Consider the following 12809-nt stretch of genomic DNA (forward strand, 5'->3'; position numbering starts at 1 on the left):
AGTTGGACCCCAAGTTATGTGTTGTTGAGAACCCGTGCTGATGCAGCAATGGAAATTCACGGCGTTGCACAATGTGTGTGAAGTTTCGAGATGAATCGGTGAGAAAACCCTGCTTTGCTGTATTCACAAAGCCGGTGGATTGCGATCAAACAGTGAACGGTGCTGCTGAATTCGTTGCGGCTGAATTCATCGCCGCTGCGATCGTTCTGGTGTTGTGTTGATTCACCGCGACTCTTGCCGGCTGACTGCCAGGTTTGATCCAGGGCGATCTCAAGCAGGAAACCAGGCGGTGTCAAGGTGGTCTTGATTCGACTCTTGATCACTTTCAGGCCGAATCCTCCGATCTCAGCAGTGAGTTGGATCACTGAAACGGACGACAACCATCCATCAACTGCTGGCTCTTGTGGTTGTGAAAACGCCTCAAATTGTCGGCACGATCAGACGCGGCTGTAGCCCAGCTTGCTGGCGAAGATTTTCAGCGGCAGTCCGAACGACTCCATCAGGGCGCGGCATTCGTCGCCGACGGTGCCGTAGACCTCGACGCTGAAGCCATCACCCAGCTCGGCGTGTTGTTGCAGATAGTCCTGCACCGGTGGATTGCTCACATGAGCCGCGAAGGCCGCATCATTGGCATACACCTCTGACCAGACGAAGGCCTGGGGATCGTCTGGGTCCTGATCAAAGGTGTGATGCAGCATGCCGGGCTCACTGGCCTGGACGGCGGTATCGGTGGCTTCGGCAAGCTTCAGATAGGCGTCCACGCAGCCCGGTTTCACATGAATGCGGGCCAGCAACATGAACGGTGTGGATGCATCAAATCCGGCCATCACTTCACTTCACTCTGGAGTAGTTGATTTTTGCCTGAATAGGGTCCGCTGACTGAATCATGGTCACACTGAACTAGGTGTCTGTTTTGACCTCTGAATCCATGCGTAAGTTCGTTCTCCCCGCCCTGGCGGCAGCCTCTGTTCTGATCACGGGTGTTTCTGGCTGCTCCAACCGGGGAAGTGAAACCACCCAGGCTGCTGCGCCTGCCGAGTCGGCTTCAACTGAGGTCAAGATCGAGGAGGTGTTCAAAGGCTCGAAGACGCTGAACGGCACCGCTCTGAGCTACCCCGAGGGCAATCCGGAGCTGCGCCTGTATCGGGTGGAGATTCCTGTGGGAGGCAAGATTCCTGTGCACACCCACCCCGCTCCGATGCTGGTGCATGTGCAGGGCTTCGAATCCGGGGATCTGCTCAACACGCGGGTTCAGCCGGATGGCACGGAGGTGAGCACCGTGTTCAAGCCCGGTGAAAGTTTCATCGAAGGCTCGGCGGAACCTCATTTCGTGCAGAACAACAGCGACAAGCCCACGGTCGTGTGGGTGATGGTGGCCTCGGTGGAGGGGATGCCCACCACTGAGTGGGACGAATGAATCGCTGATCGCTTCAGCTGAGTTCAGGCCCGGGTGGCTTCAATCAGGCAGAACGGTGGGGTGGCCACGATCGCTGTCCAGTAGTCGGCTCCCAGTGCCTCCACCCCTTCTTGAGCCAGGCTGAGCTGCGGCCAGTGCACCTGTTGCAGGCCGCAGCCTTCCATCACCGTCTGCATCACCTCACGGCTGATGTAGTAGTCGGTGAGTGTGAACACACCACCGTCTTCGAGTTCGAAGCGGTAGTGGATCCCGGCACCCTCCACCAATGGGCCATCGATGCTTTTGCTGTAGCCGTAGGGGCGGCCCGCCTCGAAGTTCGACGGAGGGTCGTCGGGGTTGTTGTTGAGCGCAACCAGCCGTCCTCCGGGGCGCAGCAGATTGCTGACTGTGATGCACTGGGACCGTAGTTCCTCGCGGTTGCGGGCGTGATTGAACAGGTAGCCGGCGAACACCAGATCAACGGGTTCCGCCAGTGTCAGATCGCCGGCATCCCCGACTCGGTAGTCGATGCCGAGGGGATGGCTCCTTTCCTGGGCTCGTGCCAGCTCCACCATTTCGGAAGACAGGTCGACCCCCAGTACCTGCGCGGCACCGAGCTGCTTGAGCAGGCGGCTGTAGTGGCCTTCGCCGCAGCCCAGATCGACAACGGACTGGTTGCTCAGATCTCCGAGCAGGGCCAGCGCGGAGGGCTGTTCGAAGTAGGTGCGCCAGGGCTGGCGCTTGGCTGTTTGGTAGCCGGCGGCATGTCCCTGGTAGTCACTCATGCTGCCGAATGTGTGGGCTTACAGCCTATGAACGCTGTGATCAGGGCACTCATGGCTGCGTCTGCGGTACCAGATCGATCACAACGGCGGTGGCTGGGTGGTCTGAGTCGTTTCTCCAGCCGTGCAGCACACCGGTGGATTCGAAGACGGCCTCTCCGGCTCTGCGTTGGATGGCGCGGGGACCTGTCCCGTCATCGCGGATCTCGATAAGGGATCCATTGATCAGGTAGGCAACACCGGGCCGTTGCTGATGCTGATGCCAGGCCACTGATCCACCGGGAGCAATCGTGATGCGCCTGGTGCGCAGCATCCGGCCTTGCAGTGCGGCGAACTCCCTGGAGAGATCAAGCCTGCCCAGAGACTCCACGCTCACCTTTGCGGTGGTGGATGGTGCATCACGGGGAGCTGGGCGTTGTTCGCGGGCAGGCGTCAGGGTCTGGGATTCGTGGTTGCCGTGAGCCAGGGCAGCGGCTCCCGGCGCCAGCAGGCCGGTGAGGGCGATCAGCGACAGGACGGGGGTTCGCATGGCTTCGCTCGACTTGGTCACTATTGTTTCAACCACTGCCAAGGCGGTGCTGATTACCGCTCGATCGACATGAGTACCCCCGTTTCGCCCAACCGGGTTCTGGACTTTCTGGGCCGCGTGTTTATCGCAGCTGTGTTTGTGAACGCGCTGCCCGGCAAATTCACCGATTTCGCCGGTAACGCCGCTCGGATCGCTTCCAAGGGGATCCCCGAGCCGTTGGCGAATGTGCTGCTGTTCGCAGCGATTCTGGTGCTGATTGCCGGTTCAATTCTGCTGGTGTTCGGCGCCGACACGATCCTGGGCGCTTCACTGCTGCTGGTGTTCCTGGTGCCCACCACCTTGGTCTTCTATGCGTCCCCGTTTCAGGCCGTGCCGTTTCTGATGAACCTGGCACTGATCGGTGGCCTGATCCTGGCAATCACCCGTTCAACGGCCAATGCTGCGCCCAACTTCCGCAAAGTGCGGGCCAAGGCCTTCGACATCATCCGCTGATTGGCATCTTCTGAAGGTGGACTGAGCGTTCAGGCCACAAAAAACCCCCACGCTCTGGTGGGGGTGATGGACAAATGTTCAGAGCTTCACTCGTCGAAGACTTTGCACATCGGTGAACCGGGATGGGTATCGCAGATCTCGTCGAGCACCTTGTCGCGGTGACGGCTGTCAGGGTTGTTCACGCCCGCATCCTTTTTGGGGTCGAACTCTTCTGTTGTGTGCTTTTCGTTGGTGCCGTAAGGGAGCTCATACTCCTCGAACTTGTGCTTGCCTTCAGACATCGCGCAATTCCTCCTACAGAACGAATTCCTTAAGTCCAGACCTTAGAGAGCCTGGGAGGGGAACTGAGCAACTTTGGCAATTCTTTCGTTGAGCTCAGCTTCCGGAGGCGCGCAGCGGTCTGCGTTGGATGCGCAGGCGCTGGGGGATTTCGCTTGCGCTTGGCAGTTGCAGCTGGGCCTCGGCCCAGTCCTGCATCAGCGCTTCCAGCAGGGATTGACGATCGCCGAACAGCCGAAGCATTGTCCTTGCATCTGAGATTCACTCTCAACAAAGCATGGCTGCTCTGCTTGGAGCAAGTGATTCTCATTAGCGTTCACATTGTGTTGCTCGAGGAGGTTCAGCGCTCGCCTTCGGCTTGCTCCGGGTTGATCACAACGTCGTTTCCGTAGCCTTCGCACAGCGTCGACAGCTCCGGATTGGGAAGGTTGGCCTGCTCCCACTCTTCGTTCACCGGCCTAGAGATCCGGCAGGTAGGCGTGGCTGAACCGTCAATGGGCCCCTTGAGGTACACGTTGTAGAGCAGGTCCTGTTCGGTGATGCTGCGGGGCGTTGCGGGTGCTCGGTAGATCTGATGCGTCCAGGAGCAGCAGCTGGAACGGCCGCTGGTCACCAGGTATCCAGCGATCGGCCGAAACAGGGAAAAGCCTCCCTTGAAGAACAGATAGGCCTTGTGTTGCTGGGGCATCAGCTTGTGAATGCGGTACCAGCAGTTAGGTCCGGCTCCGCAGAACACGCGTTCAACAAACTCCAGCTGGTCATCGCCATCCATGTCGTCCAGGCGGCCTCCGCCGCTGGGATGTTCGGAGAGCACTTGGCTGCGCTGCAGAAGGGTTGTGTAAGGAGCTGATGCCGTAGGGCTGACCTCGATCCGGAACACACGCCTGTCGCCTGTCGGGTCGATCTGCTCGGTGAGCCTCAGCCTGGAACCGTCTGGATTGCGTTTCTCCTCCGCTCCGGCCGCCTCGGCGGCCAGTGCCGATCCAGATAAAAGCAGCAGTGCTGTGAGCAACAGGATTGGCACCGGCAGTCGACCGCTGCCTGAAGCCTGGCAACACATCCGCATTCAGGCTGACGCAGGCAGCTTCCCCATTCACAATCGCCTCAGTTGCCCAACCAGGCGCTGATGGGGCCGTTCCGCCTAGAGCTGATCAGCAGGCACAACATCCGTGATCCAGGCCTGGGTCTGAATGAACCCTCAGGCCTCACCCTGAATGCCGATGGCACGGGGCTCTATACCGTGAGCGACGACACCAAGGCCATCTATTGCATGGATCTCGAGGGCCGGGTGTCGACCAGCGAGTCGTTGTTCTTGAGCGTGTCGGATCTAGAGGGCCTCGCCCTCAGTCGCGACGGCCAACAACTGTTCGCGGTGCAGGAAGACAGCAACACCGTGATCAGCATTGATCTGGCCAGTCGCCGCGAACTGCAGCATCGCCCCCTGGCGGAGATGGCTAATTACGCCACTGTTGCGATGCACTTCCCGGCCAAGCCCGATAACAAGGGACTGGAGGGGATCACGGTGAACAGCGCGAACCAGAACGTGTTTGTGGTGAAGGAAGCTCGACCGGGGCTGCTGATCGAACTCGATGCCGATTGCGGCACGATCCTTTCGTCGAGGCTGCTCAGCGAGTCGAATGGCTTCTCCCATCCCCGAGTGGGGCCCGGCAAGCTTGATTTCTCTGGGCTGAGCTACGACAGCCAGCGCGACACGCTTTGGATCGTCAGCGACAAGGGGCAGTGCCTGTTCCATTACGACTGGAATCGCGACCGGGTGCTGCAGCGCCTGGATCTGATGCTCGATCCGGAGGGTAAATCCAAGCGGGTGCGAAAAGCCGAAGGCATCGCCGTGGATTCAGAACGTGGCAGGGTTTATGTGGTGAGCGATCGTGACGCCGAGCTCTACGTGTTCCAGCTCCATGGCTGATCCTGCATCCCAGCGCGTGTTGCTCACCGGAGGCAGCTCCGGGGTTGGTTTTGAAGCGGCGAAAGTTCTCAGTGCCCAGGGGCATCAGCTCACGATTGTCTGCCGCAACCCGGCCACGGCCGATCAGACCCGCAGCCTGCTGCCGGATTCTGTTCATACCTTGATCTGCGACCTGGCTGATCTCGCGGCCGTTGCCACGATCTGCAGCCAGCTTGTGGATCGCGGCACAGCGTTGGATGCGCTGGTGCTCAATGCCGGTCTGCAATACGCCGGTGCCTCCGAGGCGCAGTTTTCGGTGCAGGGCATCGAGCTCACCTTTGCGGTGAATCAGCTGGCCCATCAGCTGATGGCGATGCGGTTGCTGCCGCTGCTTCGGAAGGCCGCAAGCCCGCGGGTGGTGATCACCGCTTCGGAGGTGCACAACCCCTCAAGCGGTGCCGGCAAGGTGGGCAAGCCTGCGGATCTGGGCGATCTGGAGGGGCTGCGTGCTGGGGCCGGCTTCGCGATGGTGAATGGCAGCCCAGGCTTTGATGGCAACAAGGCCTACAAAGACAGCAAGCTCTGCAATGTGCTGATGGCGCGGGAGCTCAACCGGCAGCTGGAGGGCGCTCTGCCGGTGATCGCCTGGAGCCCCGGTCTGGTGATCACGCGCAACAGCGGCGGCTTTTTCCGGTACAACAAGCGCAGCAATCCTCTGGGCATGGGGGCGTTTGCGTTTGTGGCCCGCGATCTGCTGCGCATCACCGAATCGCCTGAAAATGCAGGCCGCTTGCTGGCGCAGCTGGTCTGCGATCCAAAGATCGCGCCGGGGTTCAACTACTTCACCAACAAGGTGGTGAGCTTCGGTGGGCATCGGCTGGAGCCCACCGACACCAGTGCTGAAGGTGCTGATCTGCAAAAAGCCAGGGAGCTTTGGCAGCTGTCGGAGCAGTTGATTTCCCTAACTTGAGCGCACGCACAACAGCTTCATGGGCGAAACGGGTTCTTCAGCGCAGCAGCAATCGCATGTGGTGGTGGTGGGCGCCGGCTGGGGCGGCTGGGGTGCCGCCAAGGCGCTCTGCGAAGCCGGCGTGCGCGTGACTTTGATCGATGGGATGGCGGATCCCAGCGGCAGTGAGCCGATCACCACCGAGAGCGGCAAGCTCTTCGAGGCCGGCACCCGCGGCTTCTGGAAGGACTACCCCAACATCAATTCACTCACCGATGAGCTGGGGCTCGGTTCGATCTACACCGACTTCACCACCAGTGCGTTCTGGTCGCCGGATGGGCTGGAGGCCACCGCACCGGTGTTTGGTGATGCGCCACAGCTGCCCAGTCCGGTGGGGCAAGTGCTGGCCACAGTGAAGAACTTCAAGCGACTGCCGGTGCCGGATCGGCTCAGCATCGCCGGCCTGCTTTACGCCATGCTCGATCTCAACCGCAGTGATGCGGTGTACCGGAGCTACGACGCCATCGATGCGCTGACGCTGTTCAAACAGCTGCGCATCAGTGATCGCATGATCGACGACTTCCTGCGGCCCACGCTGCTGGTGGGACTGTTCAAGCCGCCGGAGGAGCTCTCCGCGGCGGTGACTATGGAGCTGCTCTACTACTACGCCCTGGCCCATCAGGACTCGTTTGATGTGCGCTGGATCCGCTCCAAAAGCATTGCTGAACAGCTGATTGCACCACTCAGTGAGCGCTTGCGTGAGCGCCATCAGCTCACGGTGCTGGGCGGCACCCTGGCCGGCAAGTTGAACGTCTCATCCGATGGCCAGAGCATTCGCTCGCTGGAAACCCGCAACGTGATGACGGGCAGCAGCGCTGTTCTCGATGACGTGGATGCGGTGGTGCTGGCCGTGGGTGCCAAGGGCATGGGCTCTTTGATGTCGCAGTCGCCGCAGTGCGGCGTGCTGGCACCGGAGCTGGTTCAGGCCGGCACGCTTGGAACGATCGATGTGGTGTCGGTGCGGTTGTGGCTGGATCGCTACGTGCCGGTTGCCGATCCCGCCAATGTGTTCTCGCGCTTCAGTGCACTGCAAGGATCCGGTGCCACCTTCTTCATGCTCGATCAGCTGCAGAAGGAGTCGGAGGCTGAGCTCTGGGGTGGTCAGACGCCTCAGGGATCGGTGATCGCCAGCGATTTCTATAACGCCACCGCGATCGCCGAATTGAGCGATCAGGCCATCGTTGATTGCCTGATGCAGGATCTGCTGCCGATGGCGCAGACCGCCTTTGGCGAGGCCAAGGTGGTAGATCAGGAGGTGCGGCGCTATCCGCGTTCGGTGTCGCTGTTCTCACCGGGAAGCTTCAGCAAGCGGCCGCCACTGGAAACCTCATTGGCGCCGGTGGTCTGCGCTGGTGACTGGGTGCGGATGGGCGAGAGGGAACATGGAGCCAAGGGGTTATGCCAGGAACGCGCCTATGTGTGCGGTCTGGAAGCGGGCAACTCGCTGCTGCGGCGCGGCATCGTGCGCGGCGACAGCGTGCCCCGCAGTCGCCAGCATCCTGTGATTCCGATCCGGACGGATGAACCGCAGGTGCTGCTGGGTCGTGCCCTCAACAAGCTGGTGATGGATCCGCTGGAGACCCTGGGCATCAACTGGCCCTGGCTGGGGAATTAGCTCTAGCCGTGGAGTTCAGGGCAGAGCTAAAGCTGTGCCTTCCCGGCGTGGGTCGGCCGCCCCATGCCAGCGGTCGTTGATCCTTTGCACCAGAGCAGTGCCGCTGCCTACCCGCTGCAGGCGTGCGAGGTGATCGCTGGTTTGCAGCTGATCCAGCGGCAGCGGCCAGGGGATCGGTGGATCCTGTTCCAGCACAAGCCCTTGGCCGCGGCTGGAGAGATGGGGCAGGCCCACGCTTTGCTGCGGCGATTCGTTCCAGATCAGTGAGGCCAGCAGCACCCGGCTGAGCAGGTGGGGAATGCTGCGGCCTCCCGGGCTGCCGAGCGCCAGCACTGGCTGGCCCTGCTTAAACACCAGCGTGGGCGCCATCGATGACATCGGCCGCCGGCCCGGCAGACGACGGTTGGCGACCGCTTGGCCGTTAATCATTGGCTGAAAGGCGAAATCGGTGAGCTGATTGTTCATCACCATGCCGGCCACCAGGTGCCGACTGCCGAACACCGTCTCCACCGAGGAGGTGTAGCTGGCGATGTTGCCGAACCCGTCCACGATCGTGACTTGGGTGGTGCCCTGTTCGCGGCCCTGGTTCGGGCGGCCATAGGGGTAGCGACCGATCCCTGCTGGCAGCCCTGGTGAAGGTTGGGCTGAGGGTGTGGCCTGGATCTTGTCTGCTCGGCCCTTGATGTAGGCCGGATTCAGCAAGGCCGCGACGGGACCACCACCATCGATCGGGTCATGCACCCAGTAGAGGCGGTCGGAATCGGCCCAGGCCTGGGCTTTGGCCAGTTGCCGCCAGCTCTGCGGATCAGCGGCGCTGGAGCCAGGCAGATCCGTGGACTGGTCCAGCAGGGCCAGGGTCTGCAGCAAGCCCACGCCACCACTGCTCGGCGGCGGCATCGTGCAGATCCGGTGCTTCAGTTGCTGGCTGCAGAGCGGTTGGCGGCGCAGCACCGTATAGGAGGAGAGGTCTGATCGGCTCCAGCCGCGGAAGTCAGGGTCGCCGGCCTTAAGCCTGGCCATCTCCTGCAGGATCTGGCGGGCCAGGGTTCCGCGATAAAAATCAGGGCCGCCCTGCTGCGCCAGTGCCTCCAGCGTGCGTGCCAGCTGCGGATTGCGGAAGGCTTGATCGGCCGGTGGTGGTTTGCCGCCGGGAAGGTAGAGCGTAGTGAATGCTTGGTTGTGACCCACCCCGATGCGCTGGGCCAGGCTGATCGATCGCAGCAACCGCGGGCTGGGAAGGAAGCCATCGCTGGCCAGCCCGATTGCCGGTTGCAACGTGTTGGCCCAAGTCAGTCGCCCGAACTGCTGATGGGCCTCCCAGAGCAGCGCCACCGTTCCGGGGATGCCGATCGCATCGAGTTGTGCCGTGGCTTCGCGCCAGGGCAGTGGGTCTCCGGTTGGCGTCAGCAAGTCGCCGGGCCGGCTGCTCCGTGGTGCGACTTCGCGGCCATCCAGCACCTCCAGCTCCTTCGCCTGCGCGTCCCAATAGAGAAGGAAACCACCACCGGCGAGCCCGGAACTCTGCGGTTCAACAACGGCCAGCACGGCCTGGGCTGTGACCAGAGCATCGGCTGCGGTGCCGCCATCTTTGAGAATTCTCAGGGCTGCTGAGCTGGCCAGGGGATTGGCGGTGACGACAACCGCAGAGCCAGCGGCTGTGGAGATGGGCTTGTGGCCAGGGTCGGAGGATTCCGGATCATCGCGGCTAACCGGTGCTGCAAAAGCTGCCGCAAGGCTGCCGGCACTCAGCATCAGCAGCAGAGCTCTGAGCAGTGGGGCAGGGCTAGGCAAGTGGAGTTGTTGGCTTCGCGCACCAGCTTGGTCGCTGCTGAGCGTCTGCGCGGGGGAATGGTTCAGGGCGTGGAATGAACCAGCTTCTGCAGAAATGACCGCAGCTCAAACACCTTTGCATCGAGGTAGGTGATGTTGTTGATGCGCCAGCCGCCCTTGCTGTTGTTCAGCTCGTAGAGCAGCCGTCGCGGGCTGCCGCTGGATTGGCCACGCAGGCCAACATCCACGGCCACCTCAGCCTGGATGCTGTTGTCCTTTTCCGCGCTGCATCCTGTGACCTTGGCTCCGTAGGTCGCCACCTGGGTGTTGCTGAACACGTCGAAATCGAGAAAGCGTCCATCACGCGTGGGCGTGAGTTGTCTGGCCTCCCGCAGCAACTTGAACAGTGATGGTGTGAAGCGTTGGCGCTGGCTGGAGAACGCTTTGTCGGGGTCTTCGTTGCCATCGAATGGCTTCACATGCCATTGGTAGAGACCATCGATCTGAGCGATCACTCCTCTGGGGCAGGGTCGATCGGCTGCCGGAACCGCAACGGCGATTAGGCTGGTCGCCAGCAAAGACAGCATCGGTGCGCTTCGGTTGGCATCAGTCTGGCTGCGGCAATCAACCAAGAGTGTTGCTTGATCAATTCCTAAAAAGTGATCGCCTATTCGTTTCATTTGTCTCCAATCACACCGCATTGCTGATCTGAAGGCGGCATGATTTCCTTACGTGGATGGTCAAGCCGACCAAGACGCGGAATCCAAATAAACGGACCAGTTCAATGAGCCGAAGAGGAATTCACCCCCTTTTGATGGGGTTGGACAAGATCAAGCGCAAACCGATCGAGAAGAAACAGGTTGAACTGTCTGGCTATGAGTCAGCGCAGCGCAAGCGTTTTCTTCGTTCCGAAGCTGAAGAGTCTGAGCAGCGCAAGGCCGCCTAAGGCTGGAACGCTTTGACGGTTTTTCATCAAGAGGGGGGCGACCTAGGCCGCCTCCGTCCTCATGACGTGGGCGCCCCACCAAGAGCGCTTCCCACGCACTATTGATGGCAACGGAACTGAGAACAGGCAACCGTTGATGCCACTGGATAAGAGAAGTTAAGGGGTCGTGATTGGGGTGATGGATTCCTAGATTTTTGGTCAGAGGTTGGTCGGAACATGATTCGCAGAATCGCAGCGTTATCGCTCTTCGCCGCGCTGAGCGGAGGCGTCATCCCTGTTTCAGCCGAGCCGGTAAAGCAGCTGCTCCAGAGCCTTCCTCCCAGCCTGGGATCCAATGCCGAGATGATGTTCAGTGCCAATCCCCTGGGGCAACTGGCGCTCAACAGCCGGCATCAGAACACCACGCTGGAAGCCTTGCTGGCCAAGATTCGAGCCGATCTCACCAAAGCCGGTTACTGCGAAGAACCGATTCGCACCAATGTCACCCGGGGAACGTTTTCAGCCACCTGGGCACCGCCTAAAGGAACCGTTGTTGATGGCACACAGCAGGGAAAATACGCAGTGCTGGCCACGCAGGCTGTGATGCTGGATCCATCTGTGGTCAACCTGAATGTGAGCTTCAGGGAAGTACTCGGCGGTAATCAGGCTGTAATCACTGAGTGCTATGGCGGTTCCTCTCTGAACAGCAACCCTTCTGGATCAAAACCGTCGTCAAAACCATCGATTTCTCCAGTCAGGATCAAGTTGTTCTGAGCCCAAGCCTGGCTGCCGGGAAGGTGCTGCAGCCCATGCTTTAAAGCTGTCCCAGCGCCAGCTCCAGCCCATCAATCACTGAGGCCAGGAAGGGCAGATCGAGCGTGTCGATCGTGTCGCTCATCTGGTGATAGTGCGGGTTTCGCATGAACGAGGTGTCCGTCACCATCAGGGCGTTGTAGCCCTGATCCCAGAAGGGACTGTGGTCGCTGCGGCGCACAGCGGGCACATCGATGCCGGCGCGCGGCACCGGCAGGGCTTTGCTTTTCACGTGTTGCCCCATGGCATGGGTGAGCTTGGAGAGCATCAAGCCAGCGCGGGCATTCGCCACCAGGGCAATGAAGTCGCCGCGGTTGCCGTAGAGCCTGCCCATGGCGGGGTGGGGGTAGCTCTGCTGGTCGCTGGTGTAGGCGAGCATCTCCAGACTCACCATCAGCTTGAGCCGTTGCCGATCGGCCTTGAGTTGTTCGGCCAGCACGGTACTGCCGATCAGGCCCCATTCCTCCAGATCGAAGCCCACCAGCCACACAGGTCGCCGGGGCGGTGCAATGCTCCAGCGCCTGCCCAGCTCAAGTAGGGCAGCAACGGCACTGGCATTGTCATCGGCGCCGATCGATTGCAGCGGCCCGTCGTAATGGGCGCCCACTAGTAGCGGCCGGCGCCTGGGGTTGCGGCCGGGAAGTTTCAGGATCAGATTCACGCCCTCATGGCTTCCACTCCTGAAGCTGTGCTCCTCCACATCGCCGAGTGCGGCCAGCTGTTCGCGCACATAACTGCGCACGGCCAGCAGACCCACCCGATCCCAGCTTGTATGTCGGGGAACGGCGATGGCGTCCAGGTCCTTTCGGCAGGAGGTAGAGAGCAGGGCCATTCCCCCAGTCTGATCCGCTTGCTTGGCTGGCACCCAGGCAGGAAAAGCCTCCCCCGAAGCCATTGCAATCTCAAGCAGTGCCTTGAGATCCTCCAGGGGGACAACCGTCTGCTGCGGGTGCGGGGATCTCTTTCGCAGTCGACCAAGCAGCTGGCTTGTGCATTGCACAGATACCTCGCAACCAAGCAAATACGACCTGCGCGCCATCAGCTCATCACTTCGGGCTGAGCCGGAGCCTTTTAGTTTCGCAGGATCAAATGTAGATCCAACGGATGTCCGATCCGACTCAGCCATCGGTCTGGCCGGCCATGCTGCCCACGTTTCTGTTCTTCGGGGGGCTGGCGTCCGCCGCTCTGCTCACCCAGCTGATCACCTAGCTGCCCCTGCCCTTGTGCTGCAAAGCACAGGCTGGAGTGAGGTTCTGTGAACTCTGGCCCGCTTTGCAATGGATCACAGCGAAA

17 protein-coding genes are annotated in these 12809 nt (G+C 61.0%); 7 read left to right on the plus strand and 10 right to left on the minus strand.

Annotated elements, in window-relative coordinates:
- Nucleotides 1–56: 56 nt before the first annotated feature.
- Nucleotides 57–380: a hypothetical protein gene (locus tag SIB42_RS08165; RefSeq protein ID WP_156485102.1), complete on the minus strand. Its 324-nt coding sequence runs from the start codon at nucleotides 378–380 to the stop codon at nucleotides 57–59.
- Nucleotides 381–437: 57 nt separating this feature from the next.
- Nucleotides 438–827: a putative quinol monooxygenase gene (locus SIB42_RS08170; RefSeq protein WP_067093082.1), complete on the minus strand. Its 390-nt coding sequence runs from the start codon at nucleotides 825–827 to the stop codon at nucleotides 438–440.
- Between the two features lie 101 nt (nucleotides 828–928).
- Here SIB42_RS08170 and SIB42_RS08175 point away from each other — a divergent pair, with 101 nt between their 5' ends.
- Nucleotides 929–1417 (plus strand): cupin domain-containing protein, encoded by a 489-nt coding sequence (locus tag SIB42_RS08175; RefSeq protein ID WP_082824972.1) that lies wholly within the window; start codon nucleotides 929–931, stop codon nucleotides 1415–1417.
- Between the two features lie 23 nt (nucleotides 1418–1440).
- Here SIB42_RS08175 and SIB42_RS08180 read toward each other — a convergent pair whose 3' ends face one another.
- Entirely contained in the window at nucleotides 1441–2181 is a 741-nt protein-coding gene (locus SIB42_RS08180) for a class I SAM-dependent methyltransferase (protein WP_067093083.1), read from the minus strand.
- A gap of 49 nt (nucleotides 2182–2230) precedes the next feature.
- Nucleotides 2231–2707 carry a cupin domain-containing protein gene (locus SIB42_RS08185; RefSeq protein WP_156485103.1) on the minus strand — a complete coding sequence of 159 codons (477 nt, stop codon included), beginning with the start codon at nucleotides 2705–2707 and terminating at the stop codon, nucleotides 2231–2233.
- Nucleotides 2708–2776: 69 nt separating this feature from the next.
- Here SIB42_RS08185 and SIB42_RS08190 point away from each other — a divergent pair, with 69 nt between their 5' ends.
- The gene (locus SIB42_RS08190; protein ID WP_067093085.1) at nucleotides 2777–3199 is read left to right on the plus strand and encodes a DoxX family protein; all 423 of its coding nucleotides are present in this window, start codon (nucleotides 2777–2779) and stop codon (nucleotides 3197–3199) included.
- Between the two features lie 86 nt (nucleotides 3200–3285).
- Here the strand turns inward: SIB42_RS08190 and SIB42_RS08195 are convergent, their stop codons facing one another.
- From SIB42_RS08195 to SIB42_RS08205, 3 genes are all read right to left on the minus strand, one after another.
- Entirely contained in the window at nucleotides 3286–3480 is a 195-nt protein-coding gene (locus tag SIB42_RS08195; RefSeq protein ID WP_067093086.1) for a hypothetical protein, read from the minus strand.
- A 94-nt stretch (nucleotides 3481–3574) separates the two neighbouring features.
- Entirely contained in the window at nucleotides 3575–3721 is a 147-nt protein-coding gene (locus SIB42_RS08200) for a hypothetical protein (protein ID WP_156485104.1), read from the minus strand.
- 97 nt (nucleotides 3722–3818) lie between these two features.
- The gene (locus SIB42_RS08205; protein ID WP_067093087.1) at nucleotides 3819–4538 is read right to left on the minus strand and encodes a hypothetical protein; all 720 of its coding nucleotides are present in this window, start codon (nucleotides 4536–4538) and stop codon (nucleotides 3819–3821) included.
- A 66-nt stretch (nucleotides 4539–4604) separates the two neighbouring features.
- Between SIB42_RS08205 and SIB42_RS08210 the strand changes: the two genes are divergently transcribed.
- Genes SIB42_RS08210 through SIB42_RS08220 form a run of 3 tightly spaced genes read left to right on the plus strand, consistent with a single transcriptional unit; the run spans nucleotide 4605 to nucleotide 8008 of the window.
- Nucleotides 4605–5405 (plus strand): SdiA-regulated domain-containing protein, encoded by an 801-nt coding sequence (locus SIB42_RS08210; RefSeq protein WP_067093175.1) that lies wholly within the window; start codon nucleotides 4605–4607, stop codon nucleotides 5403–5405.
- Complete coding sequence (locus SIB42_RS08215) at nucleotides 5398–6354, plus strand: SDR family NAD(P)-dependent oxidoreductase (RefSeq protein ID WP_067093088.1); 957 nt, start codon at nucleotides 5398–5400, stop codon at nucleotides 6352–6354. The genes SIB42_RS08210 and SIB42_RS08215 overlap by 8 nt, the downstream gene beginning before the upstream one ends.
- A 19-nt stretch (nucleotides 6355–6373) precedes the next feature.
- Nucleotides 6374–8008 (plus strand): FAD-dependent oxidoreductase, encoded by a 1635-nt coding sequence (locus tag SIB42_RS08220; protein WP_067093089.1) that lies wholly within the window; start codon nucleotides 6374–6376, stop codon nucleotides 8006–8008.
- A gap of 15 nt (nucleotides 8009–8023) precedes the next feature.
- On the opposite strand, the gene SIB42_RS08225 is transcribed toward SIB42_RS08220, so the two are convergent.
- Nucleotides 8024–9760: a gamma-glutamyltransferase family protein gene (locus SIB42_RS08225; RefSeq protein WP_067093176.1), complete on the minus strand. Its 1737-nt coding sequence runs from the start codon at nucleotides 9758–9760 to the stop codon at nucleotides 8024–8026.
- Nucleotides 9761–9861: 101 nt separating this feature from the next.
- Nucleotides 9862–10365, minus strand: a complete 504-nt coding sequence (locus tag SIB42_RS08230) for a DUF3828 domain-containing protein (protein WP_067093177.1) — start codon at nucleotides 10363–10365, stop codon at nucleotides 9862–9864.
- A 227-nt stretch (nucleotides 10366–10592) separates the two neighbouring features.
- On the opposite strand from SIB42_RS08230, the gene SIB42_RS08235 reads away from it, so the two are divergent.
- Both SIB42_RS08235 and SIB42_RS08240 read left to right on the plus strand, forming a co-directional pair.
- On the plus strand, nucleotides 10593–10724 hold the full coding sequence (locus SIB42_RS08235) for a hypothetical protein (protein WP_255359897.1): 132 nt from the start codon (nucleotides 10593–10595) through the stop codon (nucleotides 10722–10724).
- Nucleotides 10725–10940: 216 nt separating this feature from the next.
- Entirely contained in the window at nucleotides 10941–11477 is a 537-nt protein-coding gene (locus SIB42_RS08240) for a hypothetical protein (protein WP_067093090.1), read from the plus strand.
- Nucleotides 11478–11517: 40 nt separating this feature from the next.
- On the opposite strand, the gene SIB42_RS08245 is transcribed toward SIB42_RS08240, so the two are convergent.
- The gene (locus SIB42_RS08245) at nucleotides 11518–12555 is read right to left on the minus strand and encodes a M28 family peptidase (RefSeq protein WP_197459844.1); all 1038 of its coding nucleotides are present in this window, start codon (nucleotides 12553–12555) and stop codon (nucleotides 11518–11520) included.
- Nucleotides 12556–12809 lie beyond the last annotated feature (254 nt).

The sequence above is a fragment of the Synechococcus sp. MIT S9508 genome, from assembly GCF_047303045.1.
Taxonomy (GTDB): Bacteria; Cyanobacteriota; Cyanobacteriia; order PCC-6307; family Cyanobiaceae; genus Synechococcus_C.

Bases quoted from the DNA above. Each gene is read 5' to 3' on its own strand.
- SIB42_RS08205 (WP_067093087.1), bottom strand. From the start codon at position 4,538: ATGTGTTGCCAGGCTTCAGGCAGCGGTCGACTGCCGGTGCCAATCCTG.
- SIB42_RS08235 (WP_255359897.1), top strand. From the start codon at position 10,593: ATGGGGTTGGACAAGATCAAGCGCAAACCGATCGAGAAGAAACAGGTT.
- SIB42_RS08220 (WP_067093089.1), top strand. From the start codon at position 6,374: ATGGGCGAAACGGGTTCTTCAGCGCAGCAGCAATCGCATGTGGTGGTG.
- SIB42_RS08190 (WP_067093085.1), top strand. From the start codon at position 2,777: ATGAGTACCCCCGTTTCGCCCAACCGGGTTCTGGACTTTCTGGGCCGC.
- SIB42_RS08185 (WP_156485103.1), bottom strand. From the start codon at position 2,707: ATGCGAACCCCCGTCCTGTCGCTGATCGCCCTCACCGGCCTGCTGGCG.
- SIB42_RS08200 (WP_156485104.1), bottom strand. From the start codon at position 3,721: ATGCTTCGGCTGTTCGGCGATCGTCAATCCCTGCTGGAAGCGCTGATG.
- SIB42_RS08180 (WP_067093083.1), bottom strand. From the start codon at position 2,181: ATGAGTGACTACCAGGGACATGCCGCCGGCTACCAAACAGCCAAGCGC.
- SIB42_RS08215 (WP_067093088.1), top strand. From the start codon at position 5,398: ATGGCTGATCCTGCATCCCAGCGCGTGTTGCTCACCGGAGGCAGCTCC.
- SIB42_RS08195 (WP_067093086.1), bottom strand. From the start codon at position 3,480: ATGTCTGAAGGCAAGCACAAGTTCGAGGAGTATGAGCTCCCTTACGGC.
- SIB42_RS08210 (WP_067093175.1), top strand. From the start codon at position 4,605: ATGGGGCCGTTCCGCCTAGAGCTGATCAGCAGGCACAACATCCGTGAT.
- SIB42_RS08225 (WP_067093176.1), bottom strand. From the start codon at position 9,760: ATGCTGAGTGCCGGCAGCCTTGCGGCAGCTTTTGCAGCACCGGTTAGC.
- SIB42_RS08175 (WP_082824972.1), top strand. From the start codon at position 929: ATGCGTAAGTTCGTTCTCCCCGCCCTGGCGGCAGCCTCTGTTCTGATC.
- SIB42_RS08230 (WP_067093177.1), bottom strand. From the start codon at position 10,365: ATGCTGTCTTTGCTGGCGACCAGCCTAATCGCCGTTGCGGTTCCGGCA.
- SIB42_RS08240 (WP_067093090.1), top strand. From the start codon at position 10,941: ATGATTCGCAGAATCGCAGCGTTATCGCTCTTCGCCGCGCTGAGCGGA.
- SIB42_RS08245 (WP_197459844.1), bottom strand. From the start codon at position 12,555: ATGGCGCGCAGGTCGTATTTGCTTGGTTGCGAGGTATCTGTGCAATGC.
- SIB42_RS08170 (WP_067093082.1), bottom strand. From the start codon at position 827: ATGGCCGGATTTGATGCATCCACACCGTTCATGTTGCTGGCCCGCATT.